At 68.4% G+C, this 22181-nt stretch carries 19 protein-coding genes; 14 read left to right on the top strand and 5 right to left on the bottom strand.

Annotated features, from left to right (window positions below; all coding sequences use genetic code 11):
- Positions 1-66 precede the first annotated feature (66 nt).
- Both ABLE38_RS06150 and ABLE38_RS06145 read left to right on the top strand, forming a co-directional pair.
- Positions 67-363 (top strand): plasmid stabilization protein, encoded by a 297-nt coding sequence (locus ABLE38_RS06150; RefSeq protein ID WP_348973277.1) that lies wholly within the window; start codon positions 67-69, stop codon positions 361-363.
- Positions 360-512 carry a hypothetical protein gene (locus ABLE38_RS06145; RefSeq protein ID WP_348973276.1) on the top strand — a complete coding sequence of 51 codons (153 nt, stop codon included), beginning with the start codon at positions 360-362 and terminating at the stop codon, positions 510-512. The genes ABLE38_RS06150 and ABLE38_RS06145 overlap by 4 nt, the downstream gene beginning before the upstream one ends.
- Positions 513-520: 8 nt before the next feature.
- Here the strand turns inward: ABLE38_RS06145 and ABLE38_RS06140 are convergent, their stop codons facing one another.
- The 3 genes from ABLE38_RS06140 to ABLE38_RS06130 are packed head-to-tail and all read right to left on the bottom strand — an operon-like array spanning position 521 to position 2554.
- On the bottom strand, positions 521-811 hold the full coding sequence (locus ABLE38_RS06140) for a hypothetical protein (protein WP_348973275.1): 291 nt from the start codon (positions 809-811) through the stop codon (positions 521-523).
- Positions 812-836: 25 nt separating this feature from the next.
- Positions 837-2030, bottom strand: a complete 1194-nt coding sequence (locus tag ABLE38_RS06135; protein WP_348973274.1) for a DUF2252 family protein — start codon at positions 2028-2030, stop codon at positions 837-839.
- A gap of 14 nt (positions 2031-2044) precedes the next feature.
- On the bottom strand, positions 2045-2554 hold the full coding sequence (locus ABLE38_RS06130) for a hemerythrin domain-containing protein (protein WP_348973273.1): 510 nt from the start codon (positions 2552-2554) through the stop codon (positions 2045-2047).
- Positions 2555-2796: 242 nt separating this feature from the next.
- Here ABLE38_RS06130 and ABLE38_RS06125 point away from each other — a divergent pair, with 242 nt between their 5' ends.
- The 11 genes from ABLE38_RS06125 (at position 2797) to ABLE38_RS06075 (ending at position 17805) form a co-directional block, all read left to right on the top strand.
- The gene (locus ABLE38_RS06125) at positions 2797-4713 is read left to right on the top strand and encodes a methyl-accepting chemotaxis protein (RefSeq protein WP_348973272.1); all 1917 of its coding nucleotides are present in this window, start codon (positions 2797-2799) and stop codon (positions 4711-4713) included.
- A gap of 2 nt (positions 4714-4715) precedes the next feature.
- Positions 4716-6116: a chemotaxis protein CheW gene (locus ABLE38_RS06120; RefSeq protein ID WP_348973271.1), complete on the top strand. Its 1401-nt coding sequence runs from the start codon at positions 4716-4718 to the stop codon at positions 6114-6116.
- Positions 6113-7204, top strand: coding sequence for a chemotaxis-specific protein-glutamate methyltransferase CheB (cheB, locus tag ABLE38_RS06115; RefSeq protein ID WP_348973270.1), 1092 nt, complete (start codon positions 6113-6115; stop codon positions 7202-7204). The genes ABLE38_RS06120 and cheB overlap by 4 nt, the downstream gene beginning before the upstream one ends.
- Positions 7201-8055 (top strand): protein-glutamate O-methyltransferase CheR, encoded by an 855-nt coding sequence (locus ABLE38_RS06110; protein WP_348973269.1) that lies wholly within the window; start codon positions 7201-7203, stop codon positions 8053-8055. Before cheB ends, ABLE38_RS06110 begins: the two co-directional genes overlap by 4 nt.
- Positions 8055-9983 carry a chemotaxis protein CheA gene (locus ABLE38_RS06105; protein WP_348973268.1) on the top strand — a complete coding sequence of 643 codons (1929 nt, stop codon included), beginning with the start codon at positions 8055-8057 and terminating at the stop codon, positions 9981-9983. The genes ABLE38_RS06110 and ABLE38_RS06105 overlap by 1 nt, the downstream gene beginning before the upstream one ends.
- Positions 9980-10213 carry a hypothetical protein gene (locus tag ABLE38_RS06100; RefSeq protein WP_348973267.1) on the top strand — a complete coding sequence of 78 codons (234 nt, stop codon included), beginning with the start codon at positions 9980-9982 and terminating at the stop codon, positions 10211-10213. Before ABLE38_RS06105 ends, ABLE38_RS06100 begins: the two co-directional genes overlap by 4 nt.
- An 87-nt stretch (positions 10214-10300) precedes the next feature.
- Complete coding sequence (locus ABLE38_RS06095) at positions 10301-10684, top strand: response regulator (protein WP_348973266.1); 384 nt, start codon at positions 10301-10303, stop codon at positions 10682-10684.
- Positions 10681-11316 (top strand): chemotaxis protein CheX, encoded by a 636-nt coding sequence (locus ABLE38_RS06090; RefSeq protein ID WP_348973265.1) that lies wholly within the window; start codon positions 10681-10683, stop codon positions 11314-11316. The genes ABLE38_RS06095 and ABLE38_RS06090 overlap by 4 nt, the downstream gene beginning before the upstream one ends.
- Positions 11279-13300: an ATP-binding protein gene (locus ABLE38_RS06085; protein ID WP_348973264.1), complete on the top strand. Its 2022-nt coding sequence runs from the start codon at positions 11279-11281 to the stop codon at positions 13298-13300. Before ABLE38_RS06090 ends, ABLE38_RS06085 begins: the two co-directional genes overlap by 38 nt.
- Positions 13301-13475: 175 nt before the next feature.
- Positions 13476-15353, top strand: a complete 1878-nt coding sequence (locus ABLE38_RS06080) for a hypothetical protein (RefSeq protein ID WP_348973263.1) — start codon at positions 13476-13478, stop codon at positions 15351-15353.
- A 166-nt stretch (positions 15354-15519) separates the two neighbouring features.
- A complete protein-coding gene (locus ABLE38_RS06075) occupies positions 15520-17805 on the top strand; it encodes a TonB-dependent receptor (protein ID WP_348973262.1) in 2286 nt (761 codons plus the stop codon).
- 194 nt (positions 17806-17999) lie between these two features.
- Here the strand turns inward: ABLE38_RS06075 and ABLE38_RS06070 are convergent, their stop codons facing one another.
- The gene (locus ABLE38_RS06070) at positions 18000-19694 is read right to left on the bottom strand and encodes a thiamine pyrophosphate-binding protein (protein WP_348973261.1); all 1695 of its coding nucleotides are present in this window, start codon (positions 19692-19694) and stop codon (positions 18000-18002) included.
- Positions 19695-19827: 133 nt separating this feature from the next.
- On the opposite strand from ABLE38_RS06070, the gene ABLE38_RS06065 reads away from it, so the two are divergent.
- Positions 19828-21069 (top strand): MFS transporter, encoded by a 1242-nt coding sequence (locus tag ABLE38_RS06065; RefSeq protein ID WP_348973260.1) that lies wholly within the window; start codon positions 19828-19830, stop codon positions 21067-21069.
- Here the strand turns inward: ABLE38_RS06065 and ABLE38_RS06060 are convergent.
- On the bottom strand, positions 21066-22181 hold the full coding sequence (locus ABLE38_RS06060) for a lactonase family protein (RefSeq protein ID WP_348973259.1): 1116 nt from the start codon (positions 22179-22181) through the stop codon (positions 21066-21068). The genes ABLE38_RS06065 and ABLE38_RS06060 overlap by 4 nt on opposite strands.

Raw genomic sequence — 22181 nt, 5'->3', positions numbered from 1 at the left:
GGGCGGGAACCGAGGGGCGCTCACAGCGGTTTTTCGCCCGTCGATTTCGGTTCGGGAGAGCTTGCCATGCCCCAGGGTGACAAAGGCAAATATACCGACAGGCAGAAGCGCAAGGCCGAGCATATCGAGCAAGGCTATGAGGATCGCGGCACGCCCAGGAAAGAAGCGGAGCGCCGTGCCTGGGCGACGGTGAACAAGGAGTCCGGCGGCGGCAAGAAATCGGGCTCCGGCCGCGGCAAGGCGGAGAGCCATGCGAGCGCTCGCAAGGGCGGGCAGAAGGGTGGCTCCAGCCAGAGCGCCGCGGATCGCTCCGCTGCCGCCAAGAAGGGGTGGGAGACCCGGCGCCGGCGAGGCACTGCATGACCGACGAGGACAGGGCCTATTTTACCCGGCGCGAACGCGAGGAGCGCGAGATTGCCGACCGCGCCGGCGATCCCTCGATCGCGCATGCGCATCTGCAACTCGCGGAAGCCTATGCGCGGCGGTTGCGCGAGGCCGCCGAGCTGACCTGATTGCCCCCTTAGCTGCCGCCGAGCCGGCGGCGATTGGCGCGGACCTTGGTGGTATAGTGCCGCACGATGCGGCGCGTTGCCGTGTCCGGCGATCCGAAGCGGCCGGTCATCAGCCCCATTTGCACTTCGAATGCCGCCTGTGCCTTTTCGGCGATCATGCGGTTCGCCTCCGCAAGCGCCGGGCTCCCGCCGGCGGCGAGCTTGGCGCTGCGCATCGCCACCACTGCGCTCGCTTCCATGCCGAGCTGCCACAGCGCCCAGTTGGTTTCCCACCAACCGCCGAACGAATCCTTCGCCATATCAGTCTCCAAAGTCAGAATATCGTCAGCGTGCGGTGACGGCATAGAGCCGGCAATGTTCGAGATAGGCGGCTTCGTGGCGGCCCATCAGCTTGACGACGCTGCGCCACAGCCAGGGCGGCGCGTCGAGGCTGCCGAACGAGGCGTCGCGCAGCTCGCCGGCCCATTGCTTCCGGGCGGAATCGTCCATCTGCGCGGCATGGGCACGGCCCAGCACGAAGGCCAGATAGTGCGCGGCGCGGAGCGCTTCGGGCCGGGTGAACTGGTCGATCTCGATCTTGAGGTCCTGCGGGCGCAGCTCGCGCAGGACGAAGGGTTTGCCGAGCAGGCGCACCGCGGCCATCCGCTCGCCCAGGAACGGCGAGAGCGCCGATGCGCCGGCGACGACGCGCTCGGCCGGATCGCGCGGCATGCGCGCCCCGCGGGCCACCGGGGCGAGCGCAGGCACCGCTTGCTTGAAATCGACGAGTGCGGTCGCTTCCCTGCCCTTGGCGCCTTCGATCGCGACCAGCGCCGCGTAACGCCCGGCACCGAGCGAGCTGCAGCCCTTGACCCAATAGGCTGCATCGAGCAGCCGCACGCCCCTGGCAGCATCCTCCCCGCGCGCCAGCAGCGCGGCGATGTCGCCTTGCGCGAAGACGGACTCGATCGCCTGGCGCTCGTCGGCGCTCAACGCCCAGAAGCGCTTGCCGAGCGGAATATGCGGGCGTGTGTCCGCGATGCGTTCACGGGCGAGATGGCGCCAGCGCCGGCCGAGCGCGCGCTTGCGGGCCGCGCGCACCAATTCGGGCTGGAGCGATTCATCGAGTTCGCTGCGCTGGTCGAGCGCGCGGACATAGCCGTCGATCATCGCCTCGACGATCCGCGCCGTCGCCACGCCGGGCAGGTCGGAACCGCGCGCGGCCGAGGCGAGCGACAGCGCCAGCCGGATGAGGTCGTGCGCGGGATTGCCGATCACGGTCTGGTCGAGGTCGCGGATCTGGATGTCGACCGCGCCCTCGGCGTTGGCAACCGGGCCGAGATTGCCGACATGGCAATCCCCGCAAATCCACACCGGCGGCCCCTTGGGAATGTCGCGCGCGATATCGGCGAGTGCCAGCCATTTGTAGAATTGCGCGGTGCTGCCGCGAACAAAGGCATGTGCCGACCGCGCCATCTTGCGCAGCCGGCATGCTTCGAGTTGTTGCAATCGATCCGCGGGATCGGTGGGTGCGAGCATAGGTCCTGCCTGGATCAGGCAGCGACGAGCTTGACGGCCCGGGGTGCAGCGGGCGGCAGGCCTTCGCTTTCCTCCTGCGCCAGCAGCTCCTCCTTGCGGGCGAGCATCGCATCGCGCATCGCCACCAGGTCGACCTCTTCCACCTTGCGGCACTCGGCGAACATGCCCTCGGACGGCATTTCCTCTTCGTGCACGTGGTGCGTGATCTCCTCGGAGAGCACATGCACCTTGGCATCGTAGAAATCGTCCTCGGGGCTGCCCGCCTCGATATCGTTGATCAGTATCTTGGCGCCGTCATGCTCGACATAGGCTTCGTCGAGGATGTCGTCCTCGATCTTGCCGCGATAGGCCGGGTAGAAAATCTCCTCTTCCAGCGTCGTGTGGATCTTGAGCTCCACGCAGATCTGGTGGGAGAGCTTCTTCTTCGCCGCCGCACCGCTGGCAGCCTCATATTGCTCGAACAGCTTCTCGACCTTGCGGTGATCGGCCTTGAGCAGCGCGATCGCGTCGGTGAATTCTGCCATGACCTGTCTCCGGGGTTTGGGTTTGCCGTATCAATCGCGGGGAACGTCGGCAGTTCCGCTTGCGAATCGATTGCAAGAGCCGAGATCGCTTGGTTTTCCAGAAACTTAATCCGGATCAATCTTCTTTGTCGGGCTGGCCTCGCATCGCGGTCGATCGGATCGAAGCGGCCCAGCTACAAGCTGGCTAAGGGGGGCGGCTTGCCCTAAGCCATGCGTCCCGATCCTATTCTACGAGATCTTGCATGGCCCTTGTGAAGAAGTCCGCGTTGGGGTCTCGAGCCAAGTCAGGCGCCGCTGCGGCGGCCGAAGCCGACACGCCGGCGCCCGCACGGCGCGCGCGCGTCGCTGCGAAGCGTCCGGTGAACGCGCTCGAGCGGATCGACCAGGCAACCCAGGAGCTCGCCAGCGGCATCGGCCAGGCCTCGGCCGCGGCGAGCGAGCTGCAGCGGTCGATGGACCGTATCTCCAGCGGTGCGGAAGAAGCGGCGGGCGCCTCGCAGGAATCGCTCGGCCTGATCGCCGCGCTCAACCGCAATTTCCGCGAAGCGCGCGAGGGGGCCGAGGGTGCGCGGCGCCAGGCGGATATCGTGCAGGGTGCCTTTGCCGAGGTCAGCGCGCAGATCGACGGATCGGTCGTCGCGATCGAGCTCAATGCGCAGCGCCAGCTCGCCACGGTCGAAGTGATCAATTCGCTCGAAGCGGTCGCGGCCAGCATCGGCGAGATCGGCCAGAGCGTGGCCGATGTCTCCGACCAGACCAGCCTGCTCGCGCTCAACGCCACGATCGAGGCGGCGCGCGCCGGCGAGGCCGGGACGGGCTTCGCGGTGGTGGCCGACGAGGTGCGCGCGCTGGCGGAGACGTCCGAGGCGAGCGCCGGCGACATCCAGCAGCTCGCGACCCGCGTCGCCGCCGACGTGAAGGCGATCGCGGAACGCGTGCGCGCCGCATCGGAGCTGGCGACCAGCGAGGCCCAGCTGGGCCGCGACGTCGTCGTCCAGCTCAAGACCGCGCGCGACGAACTGGCGGCGCTGGGCGCCGGCGCCCAGGAGATCGTCGGTGCCTCCGCCGAGGCCGAAGCCGCTGCGCGCGAGGCCGAGAAGGGCGCCGAGCAGGTCGCCAGCGCCGCGGAGGAACAGTCCGCCGCCGCTGCCGAGGCGCAGCAGGCGATCGAGCAGCAGAGCGCGTCGCTCGAGGAGAGCCAGCAGACCGCCGAGGCGCTGGGCGCGATGATCCAGAGCCTGCGCGAGGACGAGAGCGACCAGACCGCGGTCGAGCAGGTCGCGGCGGCCGCGGAGGAGCTCTCCGCCACGGTGCAGGAAATGTCGGGCGCCTCGGTCCAGATCCAGGTCGCGCTCGAGCAGATCGCACGCGGCACGCAGATCCAGGCGGGCGCGACGCAGGAAGCCAATGCCGCGATGGCGCAGATCGAGGCCTCGTCCGAGCTCTCCCAGGCGCGCGCCACCACCGCGTCCGAGCGGATCGGCGCGATCGTCGACCAGGCCGGGGACAGCCAGCGCAAGGTCGACCGGCTGGCCCGCGGCGTCGAGGCGAGCCTGGCCGAGGTCCGCGAAGTCACGCTGCTGCTCTCGACGCTGAACGAGACGGGGCGGCGGATCGAGAAGATCACCGACGGGCTCGCGCTCGTGTCGGTGCAGACCAACATGCTCGCGGTCAGCGGCTCGGTGGAGGCGACGCGGGCCGGCGAGGCTGGCCGCGGCTTCGCGACGGTGGCGGGCGACATCCGCAAGCTCTCGCGCGATGCCTCGCTCAGCGCCGAACGGGCGAAGGACATCGTCCGGGCGATGCAGGACCAGGTCGGCATCGTCCGCCGCGACCTCGAGCAGGTGATCGGCGCGGCGGAAGTCGAGATCGGCCGCAACCGCGCCGTGGTCGAGCGCTTCACCGCGATCACGGGCGAGCTCGAAGCCGCACAGGCGTCGAACGCGCTGATCCTCGCGGGTTCGCAGGATATCCTGCGCTCGGTGCGCGAGGTGCGCAGCGGCACCAACCAGATCGCCGAGGCGGCCGAGATCGCCAGCGCGGCGGTGCGTGAAGCCGGCGCGGCGGCGCGCCAGCAGGCGCAGGGTGCCGAATCGCTTGCCGCGGCGATCGAGGAAATCGCATCGATCGCGACCGCGCTCGCCACCAAGGCCGGCTGAGCATGGCGCGGGCCGCCGCCGGCAGTCAGTTGCTGACGCTTGGCGTGGACGGGCAGCGCTTCGGCGTGTCGGCGGCGCTGGTGCGCGAAGTGGCGCGGCTGCCGCGGCTGGCGCGGGTGCCGCACGCCCCGCCGGCACTGCTTGGGCTGGCCAATATCCGCGGCGCGGTGGTGCCGGTGCTGTCGCTGGCAAGGCTGGTCGACCAGCCCTCGGGCGGCGAACGGCGCGTGGTGATCGTCGAGGATGGCGAGGTGGTCGGCCTCGCGGTCGACGAGGTCGCGCAGATGATCGACCTCGATCGGGCGGCCGAGGCGTCGGTCCGCACGCTCGACATCGCCGGCTTGGTCGCGCGCAGCATGCCGGGCGGGGGTGCGCGCACGAGCCGCGGCGCCGGGCTGGTCGAGGAGCGCGAGGCCGAGATAACGGCCGAAACGCTGCCGCTGGTGATCTTCGCGGTCGGCAACCAGGAATTCGCCTTCCCCCTCGCCGTGGTCGAGGAAGTGCTGCGCCTGCCGGACGAGATCGCGCGCATGCCGCATGCCGATGCCGCGGTGGTCGGCAGCACGGCGGTGCGCGGCGCGCTGCTGCCGCTTCTGTCGCTGCGCGCGCTGCTGGCGCTGCCCGGCGCCGATGACGGTGCCCGGGCGCGGATACTGGTCGTGCGGATCGGCGCCAACCGGGTCGGGCTGGTGGTCGATGCGATGCGCTCGATCCTGCGCGTCGCCGAGGAGGACGTCGATCCGGTGCCCCAGGTGCTCGCGCGCGGCGGGGCCGAGGCGCGGATCCAGGCGATCTGCCGGCTCGACGGCGGCAAGCGGCTGGTGTCGGTGCTTGCCGCGGACCAGCTGCTGCGCGACGATATCACCGCGCGCTTGGTTCAGGGGAGTGGGGAGCAGCACGACATGGGCGAGACCGGAGCTGCGCAGGCCTTCGAGCAATTCCTGCTGTTCCGCATCGGCGAGGAGGAGTTCGGCCTGCCGATCGGCGCGGTCGAGGAAGTCGCGCTGCTGCCGGCCAAGCTCACCCGCCTGCCCAAGGCGCCGGCATTCGTGCAGGGCGTGATGAACCTGCGCGGGCAGGTGATCCCGGTGATCGACCAGGCCGCGCGCTTCGGTGCGGGTGCCGCGACGGGCCGCAAGCGCCGGGTGGTGATCGTCCGCATCGGCGATCTGAGCGCGGGATTCGTCGTCGACGCGGTGTCCGATGTCCTGCGCGTCGCGGCCGATGCGCTGCGCCCGGCGCCCGACCTCGGCAATGAAGAGACCCGCGTGTTCGACCGGGTCGCCAATCTCGCCGGGGAGGAGCGGATCGTGCTGATCGTCTCGCCGCGCGAATTGCTCGACCGCGCCGAACAGGACCTGCTGCGGGGCATCGCCGGGAAAGGCGTGACCGGGGCGCCGTGATCAAGCTGCTCGTCGTCGATGACTCCGCGCTGATGCGCCGGCTGCTCGTCGAGATCTTCACCGCCGCCGGCGATTTCGACGTCGAAATCGCGCGAAACGGCACCGAAGCGCTCGAGAAACTGGTCGATTTCGCGCCGGACGTAGTGACGCTTGATATCCACATGCCCGACATGGACGGCCTCGCCTGCCTCGACCAGATCATGCTGATCCGGCCCTGCCCGGTAGTCATGGTCTCCTCGCTGACGGCGGAGGGCGCCGACGAGACGCTCGAGGCGATGGCGCTCGGCGCGGTCGACTTCATTGCCAAGCCGCGCGGCGCAGTATCGCTCGAGATCGACGCAGTCGCGCCGGAGCTGGTCGAAAAGGTGCGCCAGGCTTCCGCGGCTCGCATCTCGCGCGCCGCCCGGCTGCGCGAGCGGATGCGCGCGCGCGCCAGTGGTGCCGGAATACGCAAGGCGCCGGCCAGGGCACGGCCGACCAAGCGCCTGGCGCCGCCGCAAGGCGCGTTGGCGGGCGACGGCTTGGTGCTGGTCGGCTGCTCGACCGGCGGACCGCCGGCGCTCGATGCGCTGCTCGGCAAGCTCGCGTCCGACTTCCCGTGGCCGATCGTCGTCGCGCAGCACATGCCGGCGAGTTTCACGGGACCGCTCGCCCGCCGGCTCGACCGGCTCTGTGCGCTGGAGGTGAGCGAGGTCGTCAAGACGACGCCGCTGCTTCCCGGCCATGCCTATATCGGCCGAGGCGATGCCGATCTGCTGATCACCCGCCGCGGCGGCGCGCTCTGCGCCACCGCCGCGCCCAGCGATCCGGCGCTGTTCTGGCACCCCAGCGTCGATCGCCTCGTCGCAAGTGCGATGGAATTGGCCGCACCCGAAAGCCTTGTCGGCGTGTTGATGACGGGGATGGGGGCGGATGGAGCCAGGGCGATGACCGAATTGAAGGCCGCGGGCGGCTGCACCATCGCCGAATCCGCCGACACCGCCATCGTCTGGGGCATGCCCGGCGCGCTGGTCGCGGCCGACGGCGCATCGATTGTCGCCCCGCTCGATCGCATCGCGGCCGAGCTGACGGCGCTCTTTGCCCGGTGACCGAATCCACGCTGCATCATACCGGTCCGAAACCAAGCCTCTCGCAGGATGAGATGGAGCGCGTCGGCGAGATGCTCTATCGCTGGACCGGCATGACCTTCGGCGCGAGCAAGCGCTATTATATCGAGCGCCGCATCGACGATCGCATGGCGAAGACCGGCATGCCGGATGCGCGCGCCTATCTCGCCCTGGTCTCGGGCGACCTTGCCGAGCGCGAGACGCTGATCAACGCCTTCACGATCAACGAGACCTATTTCTACCGCGAGGATCACCAGCTCGCCGCGCTCAGCCGCGAGATCCTGCCCGAGCTCATCCGCAACCGGCGACCCGGCGACCTGGTGCGGATCTGGTCGATGCCCTGCTCCACCGGCGAGGAAGGCTATTCGATCGCGATCTGGCTGCTCGAGAACTGGCCGCTGGTCGATGCCTATAATATCGAGATCGTCGGCTCCGACATCGATACGCATGCGCTCGATCAGGCACGCGACGGGCGCTATGCCGCGCGTTCGCTGGCCAGGCTGCCGCCGGCGGTGGTCGAGCGCTATTTCGAGCCCGAGCGCGGCCATCGCCGCAAGATCATCGACGATCTGCGCGAATCGGTGCGCTTCGTCTCCGCCAACATCGTTGACCGCGCGACGCTGGTCGGGCTGGGCAAGTTCGACGTGATCCTGTGCCGCAACCTGCTGATCTATTTCGACGATGCCTCGCGCGCGCAGGCGGCGCAGAACCTCTACGAAAGCCTCAATCCCGGCGGCTTCCTCGGCCTCGGCCATAGCGAGTCGATGACGCGGATCAGCGACAAGTTCGTCATGGCTCGCCTTGAGGACGCAATCGTCTATCGTAAGCCCTGATGGACGAGCTGCTCGAGCAATTCCTGATCGAAGGGCGCGACCTTGTCGCGCAGGCCGCGGCCGATTTCGACGTGCTCGCGCGCGATCCCGGCAATGCGGCGGCGATCGACAGCGCCTTCCGTGCGATCCACACGCTCAAGGGCTCGGTCGGCATCTTCCCGATGGGCCCGGCCGAGCGTGTGCTCCACGCCGCCGAGGAAGTGCTCGAGCGCGCACGCAAGGGCGGGGCACTCGATGCCGGCGCGGTCGCCGGGTTGATCGCCTGCCTCGACGCAGTCGATCACTGGATCGACGAGATCGAACAGGCAGGCGCGCTGTCGCCGGATGCCGAACAGGTCGCCGCCGCGGCGATGGCGCGGCTGCCCGGCCATTCCGACACCGCGCCCGTTGCCGCAGCGGAAGAGGTTCCCGGATGGCTCGCCCTGCTCGGCGCGCGCGAACGGGCAGTGATCGAGGCGGCGGACGCGGCGCTGATTGCGTTCCGCTATACGCCCGACGCCGATTGCTTCTTCCGCGGCGAGGACCCGCTGGCGGTGGCGGGCGACGTGCCCGAGCTGCTGGCGCTGGCGGTTCTGCCGGCGGACGGGGCCTGGCCCACGGTCGATGCGCTCGAGCCCTTCGCCTGCTTCTCGGTGCTCGAAGGCGTGAGCGCCGCGCCGGCCGAGGCGGTGCGCGCCGCGTTCCGGATGATGCCGGATCAGATCGCGATTCACCGGATCGATCCGGCCGCGCAGGCGGAAACCGAAGCCGCCGAGACCGGCACCCGCGCCGCCACGACGTTGCGCGTCGACGCCGCGCGCGTCGATGCGCTGGCGGACGGGTTGGGCGAGCTTGTTGTGGCCGTCAACGCCTTCGCGCCGCTGGTTGCGCAGGCCGACGCCATCGATCGCGCGCTCGCTGCGAGCATCCGCGCGGTGCAGGCCGATATCGAGCGGGTTGCCGGTGATCTCCATCGCAGCGTCAGCGCGGTGCGGCTGGTGCCGCTCGCCCCCACGCTGCGCCGCCTGCCGCGGCTCGCGCGCGAGATCGCCGCCGGCCTCGGCAAGCCGCTCGACTTCATCGTGTCGGGCGAGGGGCTGGAAGTCGACAAGCAGATCGCCGACGGCCTGTTCGAGCCGCTGCTCCATCTGGTCCGCAACGCCATCGATCATGGCTTGGAGGATGCTGCGACACGCAAGGCCGCCGGCAAGCCCGCGCAGGGCCGAGTCACGCTGTCCGCCAGCCGCGACGGCGATGCGATCCTCGTCACGCTGGAGGATGACGGCGCCGGTATCGATCCCGATCGCATTCGCGCTGCAGCCGTCGCGCGCGGGCTGCTCGGCGAGGAGGCCGCGGCGCAGCTCTCCGACGCGGCGGCGCTGCGGCTGATCTTCGCGCCCGGCTTCTCGACGGCTGCGCAAGTGACCGAAGTCTCCGGCCGCGGCGTCGGCATGGACGCGGTCCAGGCCGCGGTCGAGCGGCTGCGCGGCACGATCGACATCGCCAGCGAGCCGGGCAAGGGTACGCGCTTCCGCCTGCGCCTGCCGGCCAATGCGCTCACCACCCGCCTGCTCGTCGTCGAAGTCGGCGCCGATCGCTACGGCGTCGCGCTCGACCAGATCGTCGAGACCGTCCGCATCGACAGCAATGCGCTGATGCCGATCGGCGGCGGATCGGCCTGCGTGCTGCGGGGCCGCACCGTGCCGGTGCTCAGCCTGGCGAGCCTGCTCGGCAGTGCCGACCGGCCCGCCGCGACCGCCAAGCTGCTCGTCACCCGCACCGGCGGCGAGCGGGTGGCGCTGCGCGTCGACGGCTTTGCCGAGCGGATCGACACGCTCGTCCGCCCGTCGAGCGGCATCCTCGCCGGCGTGCCGGGCGTCACCGGATCGACCTTGCTCGGCGACGGCAGCGTGTTGCTCGTCCTCGACCTGCCGGCGCTCGCGGCATGAGCGTGCGCGTGGAGGCGGAGGTGATCCACCTCACCGGCCGCTGCCTGGCCGAGGATGCCGAGGCATTGCTCGTCGCGCTGCACGAAGGGCCGGAACGCAGTGTCGATCTGGCCGGGGCGCAGCGCCTGCATCTCGCCGTCGTTCAGCTGCTTCTTGCCGCCCGCCCGCCGATCCGCGGCGTCGCGAACAATAGTGTCCTGCCCGTCCATGTCGTTAACCTGCTGCAATGACAAAGCGGTGCCGCGCCGCTATGCTTGTCCCCGTCGCGGACCTCCTTGGGAAAGCACACCTGCCCCAGTGGCACTTTGGAGACGCGAATGCCCGTTACCGTATTGATCGTTGACGACAGCAAGCTCGCGCGCATCGTCGCGGGCAAGGCGCTGGCCGAGCTCCAGCCCGAATGGAAGAAGGTCGAGGCCGGCAGCGCCGCCGAGGCGCTGGAGATCGTCGGTGCGCACGAAGTCGACGTCGCGCTGATCGATTTCAACATGACCGAGAAGGACGGGCTGGAACTCGCGACCGAGCTGCGCGCTCTCCGTCCCGACATGCCGCTCGCCATCATCACAGCCAATATCCAGGACGAGATCGTCGCCCGCGCACGCGAAGTCGGTGCGGCATTCGTCGCCAAGCCGGTCACGACCGACAGTCTCGAAGGGTTCCTGTCGGGCGCGGCGCTCCGCCTGCGATCGACCAAGGCATGATCCCCGAGAGCGTGGCGCTCGCCGAACTCGAGCGCGATGCACTGACCGAGATCGTCAATATCGGCGTGAGCCGCGCTGCATCGAGCCTGCGCAAGATGATCGGCGACCAGGTGACGCTGTCCGTCCCGTCGATCGACGTGGTCAGCCAGCGCCGGGCAGCGCGGCTGATCAGCGAGCGCGAGGCGGCCGAACTGGTCGCGGTGCGCCAGGATTTCAGCGGGCCTTTCTCGGGCCGCGCGCTGTTGATCTTCCCCGAGAGCAACAGCCTGGAGCTGGTCCGCGCCGTAACCGGAGACGAGCTGACCGCGCAGGAAGTGGTCGACATGGAGCATGAGGCGTTGACCGAGACCGGCAACGTCATCCTCAATTCCTGCCTCGCGACGATGGCGAACATGCTCAAGCGCTCGCTGACGATGACCATCCCCGAAGTGCTGCGCGGCAACGGCAACACGCTGTTCGAGATCGACGAGGACGGGGAGGAGGGGCTGGTGCTGTTCCTCTATATCGACTTCGCCGTGCGCAAGCGCGACATCCGCGGCTATATCGCGATGATCATGGACATCCCATCGCTCGAGGTGCTCAAGGAACTGCTCGATGAGTTCATCGCCCGCGTCGTCGGCACCGATGGCTGAGAGCGTCGACCCGGGCGACGCTGGGCGGATGCGCTCGATACTCGCCGCCGCCGGGGCCAGCGGCACCTGGGACTGGGATATCGTCGAGGATCGGCTCCACGCCGATGCGCGCTTCGCCGAGCTTTATGGCCTCGATCCCGAACAGGCGCTTGCGGGCGTGCCGACCGAGACCTTCTTTCGCGCGATCCATCCGGCCGACCGGGCGCGGATGCGCATCGCCGTTGCCGGCATATTGGGAGGTGCCGAGCTCTTCTCCAAGGAATTCCGCGTCGTCTCGGCCGACGGCGCAACGCTGTGGATGCACGGCCGCGGGCAGAATCATTTCGACGCGGACGACAATCCGGTGCGCTTCACTGGGCTTCTCGTCGACGTCACCGAGCGCAAGCGCACCGAGGAGCGGCTGCGCATCGCCCAGTCGGCCGGCGGGATCGGCACCTTCGAATATATCGACGGCTTTGCGACGGCGACGGTCTCGTCCGAATTCTGCGAGCTGCTCGGCCTCTACCCGGCCTCGGTGCTCCCGGTGCGCACGATCAACGGCGTCGTCGATGCGGACGATCCGCCGCTGATCCCGCAGCCGAGCCACGGCACGATCCCCGAAACGCTCGACGGGGTGTTCTGCATCACCCGCAGCGACGATGGCGCCCAGCGCTGGATCGCGCGGCGCGGCGAGATCGTGCGCGAAGGCTCGGGCTTCCGGCTGGTGGGCGTGATCTACGACGTGACCGATGCCAAGGAGCAGGAGGCGCGCCTGCGCGAGCTCAACGACACGCTGGAGATGCGCGTCGAGCAGGAAGTCGCGGAGCGGCGCGAGGCCGAAGACGCGCTCCGCCAGGCGCAGAAGATGGAAGCGGTCGGCCAGCTCACCGGCGGCATCGCGCATGATTTCAACAATCTGCTGACGATCATCATCGGCAATATCGACACGGTGATTCGCCGCTTCGACACCGGCGGCGATCCGCGCGCCCGTCGTTCGCTCGAGAATGCGCTGAAGGGCGCGGAGCGCGCGGCGTCGCTCACCCAGCGGCTGCTCGCCTTCTCGCGCCGCCAGCCGCTCGATCCCAAGACGGTCGATGTCGGGCGGCTACTGGCCGGCATGTCGGACCTGCTCACCCGCTCGATCTCGGAGGCGGTCGCGGTGCAGATCGTCACCGATGATGATCTCTGGCCGGTCGAGGCCGATCCGCACCAGCTGGAGAACGCGATCCTCAACCTGGCGGTGAATGCGCGTGATGCGATGCCGGGCGGTGGCACGCTCACGATCAGCGCAGCCAATACCCGCCTGGATGACGTCACCGCGCCGGAAGGCGTGCTTCCGGGCGAATATGTCGCGATCGCGGTGAGGGACAGCGGATGCGGCATGTCGCCGGAGACGGTGGCGAAGGTGTTCGATCCGTTCTTCACCACCAAGGAAGTCGGCAAGGGCACCGGCCTGGGGCTGTCGATGGTCTATGGCTTCGCCAAGCAATCGGGCGGCTATGTCGAAATCGACTCGAAGGAAGGCGAAGGCACCATTGTCCGCCTGTTCCTCGGTCGCGAATCCAGGCAGGCTGCGAGCCAGGGCGAGACGCTCGAACCACCTGCGGAAGCCGAAGGCGGCTCGGAGACCGTGCTCGTGGTGGAGGACGACGACGAGGTCCGCGCCTATACCGTCGGGATCCTGCGCGAGCTGGGCTACCGCGTGGTGGAGGCGCATGACGGCCACTCCGCGATCCGCCTGCTCGAGCGCGACGATTTCTCGATCGACCTGCTGCTGACCGACGTCGTGATGCCGAACATGTCCGGCGAGGAGCTCGCGGACGCCGCGCGCGCGATCCATCCCGCGCTCAAGGTCCTGTTCGCGTCGGGCTATACGCGCGACGCGATCATGCGGAACGATCGGCTGGAGGCGGGCGTCGACCTCATATCCAAGCCGTTCACTTATGCCACGCTGGCCGCCAAGGCGCGCGAAGTGCTCGGACGCGACGTCGCTTCGGCGACGTGAGCAGCTAAGCCTGGATTCTCCGCTAGCAGTTGCCGCCCGCCCGTTGTCGCGTCCCAGCCCTGCGGGGCGGCGAGAAATGATCAGGGCGAGCGGTTTTATGATTGGACCGCGTGGTGGCGCGCGCGAAACTGCCAGCATGCCCTGCGCGAGAATCTGGGGCGAGCGGGAGAGTTTGATGCATCGTCGTGATTTCCTGTGGGCGCTGCCCGGCACCGCGCTCGCTGCACGCTCGGCCCTGGCAGAGGAATGGACCGCGCCGGCGCCGGGCAAGAAGGGCGTGATGCTGATGAACCGCATCGCGCCGTCGGTCTCCGAGCTCTATATCGCCGGGCTCGACGGCTCGAACGAGCGCAAGCTGCTTGCCGATACGCGCTTCGAATATAATGGCAGCTTTGCAGCTGGCGGCGGCTTCGTCTTCACGTCCGAGCGCAACGGCGACGGCCAGTCGGACCTGTTCCGCGCCACTGCTGACGGCAAGCTGATCCAGCCGCTGGTCACCGGTGCGCCAGTGGATGATGCCGGCGTGCTCTCGCCCGATGGCAGGACGCTTGCCTTCGTCTCCACGCGCAATGGCTACCGCGCCAATATCTGGCTGATGGACCTGAAGACCGGGCGCACCCGGCAGCTCACCGGTACCAAGGACGTGCGCGGCGAGGACGGCAAGCCCGATTGCTATTACCGCCCTGCCTGGTCGCCCGACGGCAAGTGCATCGCCTTTTCGAGCGACCGCAACACCGCGTGGACGGGCCATGACGCCGGGCATGGCTGGGAGCATACGCAGGAGCTGTCGATCTATGTGATCGGCGTGGACGGCAAGGGCTTCCGCAAGGTCGCGGCCAAGCCCGGCTATTGCCTCGGCTCGCCGAAATGGTCGCCCGATGGCCGCCGAATCGTGTTCTACGAGATGACGGTCGAAGCGACTTGGGGCGCGCGCCGCCCCAACTATGTCGGCAAGACCCCGACCAGGATCGTCTCGGTCGATGTCGCCAGCGGCGAGCGCGTCGAGCATCAGGCCGACAATGAACTGAAGCTCCAACCGCAATTCATCAGCAATTCCGAGATCGGCTATCTGGTGAAGTACGGCCCCAACGAGGGGCTGGCCTATACGAGCGACCGCCCGGCAGTGAAGCAGGCGTTCATCCGCTCGCCGCATTGGTCCGACGACGGCAAGCAGGTCATCTACGAGAAGGTCCAGTTCCGTCCCGCTCGGCCGGTTTGGAAGCAGCTCTACAGCTGGGAAAAGGACTGGGACTATCGCGAGACCGACGTGTTCCCGCAGCTCTCCAGGCAGGGCTGGATCGTCTATACCGACAAGCAGACTGGCAACGCTTCGATCATGGTGATGCGGCCGGACGGCAGCGAGAAGCGCAAGGTGTTCGACATCGAAGGGCGCGGGCTCGATCCAACCCTTGTCAAGCAGGGGCTTGCGGGCGCGTTCCAGCCGGCCTGGTCGCCCGATGGCGCGTGGATCAGCTTCGGGCTGGGGGCGTGGTTCTTCCTGCGCGACAAGGCCAATGCGGCGGTGTGGCGCGTGCGGGCGGATGGCACCGGCGCCGAGCAGCTGACCGATGGCAAGCAGCATTGCGGCTTCCCGAGCTATTCGGGCGACGGCAAGGAGATCGTCTATCGCCTCTGGAGCGATGACGAGAAGGGCCTGCGCATCCTCGACCTAGAGACGCGCCAGACCCGCGTGCTGACCCAGGGCTATGACAACCTTCCCGGCTGGTCGCCCGACGGGAAGAGCATCGTCTTCACGCGCAAGCGCACCGAGGACGGCAATTTCGACATCTACACGATCAGCCCGGACGGCTCGAACCTGTTCCGCGCCACCACGCACGGATCGAGCGACGGCCATGCGGTGTGGACGGCGGACAACCGGATCATGTGGAGCGGATCGCAGCACGGCTTCCGCGACGAGGCCGCGCTCTATGACCAGACCTTCCAGCAATATGGCCAGATCTACATCATGAACCGCGATGGATCGGCCAAGCGCATGGTCACCGACAGCAAATGGGAAGATTCCATGCCGCTCTATCTGCCTGCCAGGCACTGATTTATACCTAAAACTATCGGTGGCTGCGGGATTCTGATCGGAGGAAAGCCGCGCCGCCGAAGTAGTCATCGCTCCTGACGCAAATAAACTGGCGCGGTCCATGCGCATGGACGGTGCGACCAGTGCGGAAAACGCCGGCGAGACCGGTGCATTGGGGAGGAAGAGTATGAGCTGTCGCAATCGCGTGGTGCGGGGATTGGTGCGGGGTGCGTTGCTCGCCAGCGCCGCCACTTGGATCATGCCGGCCTGGGCGCAGGACGCCAGCACGACTCCGCCGCCGCCCGATGCCGCCGCGCAGACTTCTGACGGCGGCCTGGTCGACATCGTCGTCACTGCCCAGAAGCGCCAGGAAAGCGCGCAGAACGTGCCGATCGCGATCACGGCACTGAACAGCGACCAGCTGAGCGCCGCGGGCACCGCCGACACGATGGACCTCAAGGCCAGCGTGCCCGCGCTCAACGTGACCACCGCGACCGGCGGCATCGGCCTGCCGCGTATCCGCGGCGTCGGCGCCACCGGCCAGGGCCCGGGCATCGAGAACCCCGTCGCCGTCTATGTCGACGGCTTCTACTATGGTGCGTCGTTCGGCGTGCTCCAGTCGCTGTTCGACACCGACCAGGTGGCAGTGCTCAAGGGGCCGCAGGGCACGCTGTTCGGTCGCAACGCCACGGGCGGCCTGATCCAGATCACCACCAAGGCGCCGAGCTTCGAGACGCAGGCCAAGGGCCAGATCGGCTTCGGCAACTATGCCACGCTGAACGGCGGCCTGTTCCTGACCGGCGGCATCACCGACACGCTGGCGGCGAGCATCTCGGCCCAGGTCGAGGATCGCGGCAACGGCTTCGGCAAGAACGTCTTCACCGGCAAGGACATCCAGGCCGGCCGCACCTGGGCGGGCCGCGCCAAGCTGCTGTTCCAGCCCGATGCCGATACCTCGGTGCTGCTCACCGGCGACTTCAATGGCCGCTATGCGAGCGAGCCGGCATTCCGCAATTTCGGGCTGAACGCACTGGGCCAGAACGTGCCGGCGCAGATCCTCGCGGCGGGCGGCGATCCCGATCGCGACATCTATTCGGACATCGATCCAAAGATGACGACGCGGCAATGGGGCACCGGGCTGACGATCAGCCATGATTTCGGCGGCTTCACGCTGAAGAGCATGACCGGCTACCGCAAGTCGGACTTCACCTATTATTTCGACCCCGACGGCACCACCGCGCGCCGGCTGGTGATCGACAACGTCCAGTACGACAAGCAGTTCACCCAGGAGGTCAACCTGGTGTCGAGCGGCACCGGCCCCTTCAAATGGGTGCTGGGCGGCTTCTACATGCACGACAGCGCCGGCAGCAGCCGCGGCCGCACCACCGGCCTGCTCACCTTCGGCGGCAACGGCTACACCGACAACATCAACAATGTGAAGCTCGACAGCTTCTCGGGCTTTGCCGAGGGCACCTACAGCTTCGGGCAGAGCACCAACCTGACCGCCGGCGTCCGCTACACCAGCGACGAGCGCTCGCTTTCGGCCCAGGCGATCTCGTTTGTCGGCGCGACCAATGTGCGCACGGTAACGACATCGAGCGACGAGCACACCTTCAACAAGCTGACCTGGCGCGCCTCGCTCGATCACCGCTTCTCGCCCGAGCTGCTCGCCTATGCGAGCTACAATCGGGGCTTCCGCAGCGGCACCTATATCGCCCAGGTCTCGCCGATCATCCTGCTCCAGCCGGACGTGGTCGACGCCTATGAAGTCGGCATCAAGTCCGACCTGTTCGACCGGCACGTGCGCCTGAACGTCGCGGGTTACTATTACGACGAGAAGAACATCCAGGTGCAGCAGGTGATCTCGGGCGCCAACAGCATCTACAATGCCGACGGCGCCCACATCTACGGCATCGACGCGGACGTGACCTGGCAGCTGAGCCGCAACGTCAAGCTGTTCGGCGGCCTGAACTACACGCATGCCCGCTATACCGACTTCACCAATGCGATCATCTCGGTGCCGTTCCCGCTGCCGGCGGGCTTCGTGATCCCGAGCGGGCAGAGCTGCCTCGGCACGTTCGGCAGCCCGTTCGCCCAGCTCGGCGGCAACTGCCTGCTGCGCGGCGACGCCTCGGGCAACAAGCTGCAGAACACGCCCGAGTTCACCGCCAGCGTCGGCGGGTCGATCGACCTCCCGACGACGAGCGCGGGCACCTTCACGATCGCCGGCAACTATTATTACAACGACGGCTATGTCGGCACGACCGACGAGCGCGTGTTCCAGGGCAATTACAGCCTGCTCGACGCCTCGCTGACCTGGAAGATGCCGGGCGACAACTGGTCGATCCGCGTGTGGGGCAAGAACCTGACCGACACCCACTATTGGAGCCAGCTCGGCGCCACCAACAGCGGCGACAACGGCACCAGCAACGCGCCGCGGACTTACGGCGTGACGCTGGGATTCAGTTTCTGACGAGGTTCCTCTGAACTGCGCGGCGCGCCCGGCGGGCGCGCCGTTCCTGTTCCGTCTCCCTCTCCCCTTGTGGGAGAGGGAGGGAGCCGACATGGTCGGCGGAAGGGTGAGGGGAAGTGAGCCCTTAGTCCCCCTCACCCTTCCTACTCGCTGCGCAAGGGGGCCCCTTCTTTTCCTACAAGGGGAGAAGGAGTTTATCCCATCCACTTGCTCACCGGCACCGCGGACTCCTCCAGCGGCTGGCTGATAACATCGACGAGGCTCGGCCGGTCATGCCGGATCGCGGCGGCGATCACGGCGTCGAGCTCGGCGGGGTCCTCGACTCGCCAGGCCTTGAGCCCGAAGGCCTCGGCGATGCGGGCATGGTCGGAGCGGTTGAAGTCGACCGAGAAGAAGCGGCTGCCATAGCCGTCCTTCTGGCTGGCCTTGATCCAGCCATAGGAGGAATTGCTGAACACGATCAGCGTGATCGGCAGATTCTTGCGCACGATCGTCTCGAGCTCGCCGACCGCGAAGCCGAAGCTGCCGTCGCCCATCGCGGCGACGACCTTGGCACCAGGCCGGCCATAGGCAGCCCCGACCGCGGCAGGGAGCGAGAAGCCGAGCGCGCCGTGCGCCCGGTTGGTGATGAAGTGGCGCCCGGTGCTGTCGAAATCGAAATAGCCGGAGAAATAGGGGCAGGGCGTGCCCGGATCGGCGACGATGATCCCGTCCGCCGGCAGCGCCTTCTGGACCGCGGCGAGCACGCGCTCGGGGCGGATCGGCCGCGCATTCGAATGGGCAAGTACCTCGAAGCGCTCGCGCTTGGCGGCGCGCAGGCCGGCGATCCGCTGGGCGGCGTCGGTGGTCCGCGGGCTGGTGATGCGGCGCTCGATCTCGGCGATCAGCGCGCGCAGGCAATGCAGCGCGTCGCCGACCAGCCCGGCCTCGACCGGATAATTGGCGCCGACGACCATCGGGTCGATGTCGATATGGACGATCGGCACGCCCGGGCCGGGCACACTGCCATGCTCGGTGGTGGTCGAGCCGGCGCGGCAGCCGATGAACGCGACCGTGTCAGCCTGGGAGAGCGCCTCGCGCGTCTCATCGGTGCCGCCATTGGCGCCGACCACGCCGATCGCCAGCGGGTGATTGTCGGGGATCGTGCCATGGCCGCTGACTGTCGAGGCGACGGGGGCGTCGAGCAGTTCGGCGAGGCGGACCAGCTCGGTACAGGCGCCCGACAGGATCGTGCCGCCGCCGCAGACCAGCACCGGACGCTTCGCCCGTAGCAGCACCTCGGCTGCGGCGGCGACCAGCGCGGGATCGGGCGCGGTACGATAGGCGGGGAAGCTGCCATGCTCGCGCTGCGCCCAGACATGGCTGGCATCGAGGCCCTGCTTCTGCAGGTCATAGGGCAGGCCGATATGCGCGGCGCCCGGCCGTCCGGTGCTGGCGGCCCGAAAGGCGGTACGGAACAGGTTGGGAATATGCGTGACATGATCGGCGACGCCGTTCCACTTGGTCAGCGGGGCGAACAGCGCCTTCTGATCGAGCGCGGTCAGCGGGTAGCGGCCGCGCGCCGTGACGGGCACGTCGGAGGTGATCGAGATCAGCGCGACCGAGCTCTCGTTCGCCTCGATCACGCCGGGCAGGATATAGGTCGCGCCGCCGCCGCTCGGCCCCTCGCAGATGCCGACGCGCCCCGTAACGCGGGCATAGGCGTCGGCCATATAGGCGGCGTGGCGTTCGTCGCGCGTCAGGACATGCTCGATGCCGTGATCGAGCCGCGCGAGCGCGTCGTAGAAGGGAAGGCTGGTATCGCCGCACAGCCCGAAGATGTGCTGCACGCCGTGGAGCTGCAGCATGCGGACGGCGGCCTCGGCGCCGGTGATCTGGTTCTCGCGCATGCGGCCAGGCTAGGGCGAAGTGGAAGGCCTCCGCATATCGATCCCGCCGGCGGGCCGATCGGAATGGCGTTCCGTTCGGTGGTGCGGCGCTTTTAATGTGTCGCGCTGGGCCCCGGGGCGTTAGGCGGATGGGATGTACCAGCCCAAGCAACCCTTCGCCTATCGCGACTATCGCCTGTTCTGGATCGGGCGGCTCTGCGCCAACCTGGCGCAGAACGCGATGGTCGTGGTGATCGGCTGGCAAGTCTATGACATCGCTCGGCTGACTATGGGGACCAAGGCGGCGGCGCTGCAGCTCGGGCTGATCGGGCTGGCGCAGTTCCTGCCGATCTTCGCGCTGACGCTGGTCACCGGCTGGACCGCGGACCGGATCGACCGGCGACTGATCGGGCGGCTCTGCCTGGTGCTGCAGCTGGTCTGCGCGGGATTGCTCGCCTGGGCGACGCTGAGCGACGGGCGCTCGCTCGCCCCCCTGTTTGCAGTGGCGGTGCTGCTCGGGATCAGCCGCGCCTTCTCGATGCCCGCGCTCAATGCGCTCGCGCCCAACCTGGTGCCGCCCGAGGTGCTGCCGCGCGCGATCGCGACCAACGCAATCGGCAACCGCGTGGGCGGGATCGCCGGGCCGGCGCTGGGCGGCTATCTCTACGCGGCCTGGGCGCCGCTGCCCTATCTCACCAGCGCGGTCGGCTACGCGGTGGCGTTGATCTGCCTGATGCTGATCCGCCCGATCGCGCGGACGATGCTCGACGGATCGCGCAATCCGTGGCGCCAGATGGTCGAAGGGCTAGCCTATGTCCGCGACAACAAGCTGGTGCTCGGCGCGATCTCGCTCGACCTGTTCGCGGTGCTGCTTGGCGGCGCGACCGCGATGCTGCCGATCTTCGCGCGCGACATCCTGCACGCCGGCTCGGCGGGCCTTGGGCACATGCGCGCGGCGCCGGCGGTGGGCGCGATGGCGATCGCGCTGTGGTTCTCGTGGCGGCCGCTCAAGCAGCATGTCGGCATGAAGATGCTCGGCGCGGTGGCGATCTTCGGCGCGGCGACGATCGGCTTCGGGCTGTCGCGCTGGATGCCGCTGTCGCTCGCCTGCCTGGGCGTGCTGGGCGCCGCCGACATGCTCTCGGTCTATGTCCGCCAGACGCTGATCCAGCTCTACACGCCCAACGCGATGCGCGGGCGCGTGGGCGCGGTCTCCACGCTGTTCGTCTCCGCCTCGAACGAGCTGGGCGAGGCCGAATCGGGCTTCCTCGCCGCGCTGATCGGGCCCGTCGCCGCGGTGGTGGCGGGCGGGATCGGAGCGATCGGCATCACCTTGCTCTGGGCGCACTGGTTCCCGGCGCTGCGGACGGCGAAGAGCTTCGAGGTGAAGCGCTAGAAGAAGGCGATGCTGGTCGGCTTCTCGACGGTCACCGACTGGCTGGCGGGGGCGATCACGCCGGTCTTCGGATCGCGGGCATGGACGGTGATCGTGCCGGCGCCCTGGTTCGCGGCGAGCAGCCAGCGGCCATCGGGGGCGAGGCTGAAGCTCCACGGCGTCTTCTCGGTCTTCACGCGGGTGACTTCGCGCAGCTTGCCCGTGGCGCGATCGATCGCATAGCCGGCGATGCTGTCCTCGACCCGGTTCGAGACATAGACAAAGTGACCATCATCGCTCACGCGGAGCTCGGCGCCGCTCGCCTTTTCCAGCGGGGCGGCGAGGGTGGAGCGGGTCTCGACCAGCGTGGCGGTGCTGCGCGCGGCATCCCAGCGATAGACGCGAAGTTCCGGAACCAATTCACTGATAAGAAACAGGAACTTTCCTTGGAGGTCGAAGGCGAGGTGGCGCGGACCGTGGCCGGCGGGGATTTCGAGTGTCGCCGGATTGGGCGCCAACGCGCGGGTCTTGCGATCGAAACGATAGAGGAAGACGCGGTCGGCACCGAGATCGGCGACCGCGAGCACCGTTCCCGAGGGATCGAGTGCCGAGCCATGCGCGTGCGCGCTCTTCTGGCGCGGACTCGGGCCGGCGCCGATATCCTGCTGGACCGAGGCGACGGCGCCGGGCGCGCCGGCTGCGTCAACGGGGAGCGTCGCGACATGGCCCGAACCGTAATGCGCGGCGAACAGCGTGTTGCTGGCGGGATCGAGCGTCAGATGGGTCGGGCCGCTGCCGCCCGAATCCGGGCTGGCGAGCGGATGCAGCGCACCGGCCGGGCTGACCGCGAAGCCGAAGATCTTGCCCTGGCTCTTGCCGTCATTGCCGGTCTCGCTCACCGCGTAGAGCAGCGGCTTGCTCGGATGGGCGACCACCCAGGTCGGGCGGGCGACCTCTGCCACGGGGCCGATCAGGCTGAGCTTGTTCGCGTCGAAACGGGCGGCGAGGATCGCCTGGCCCTGGGTGCCGATATGGACGAGCCCGCCGCGCTTTGCCGGCCTGGCGGCGGCAGGCAGGGCGGCGGTCAGGAGCGCCGCTCCGGCGAAGCGGCGGCGCGTGAGCGGGAAGGACAT

This window comes from Sphingomonas sp. KR3-1 (assembly GCF_040049295.1).
Taxonomy (GTDB): domain Bacteria; phylum Pseudomonadota; class Alphaproteobacteria; order Sphingomonadales; family Sphingomonadaceae; genus Sphingomonas.
The sequence above is the reverse complement of the archived record's forward strand: the minus strand, read 5'-3'. Positions and strand labels throughout refer to the sequence as shown.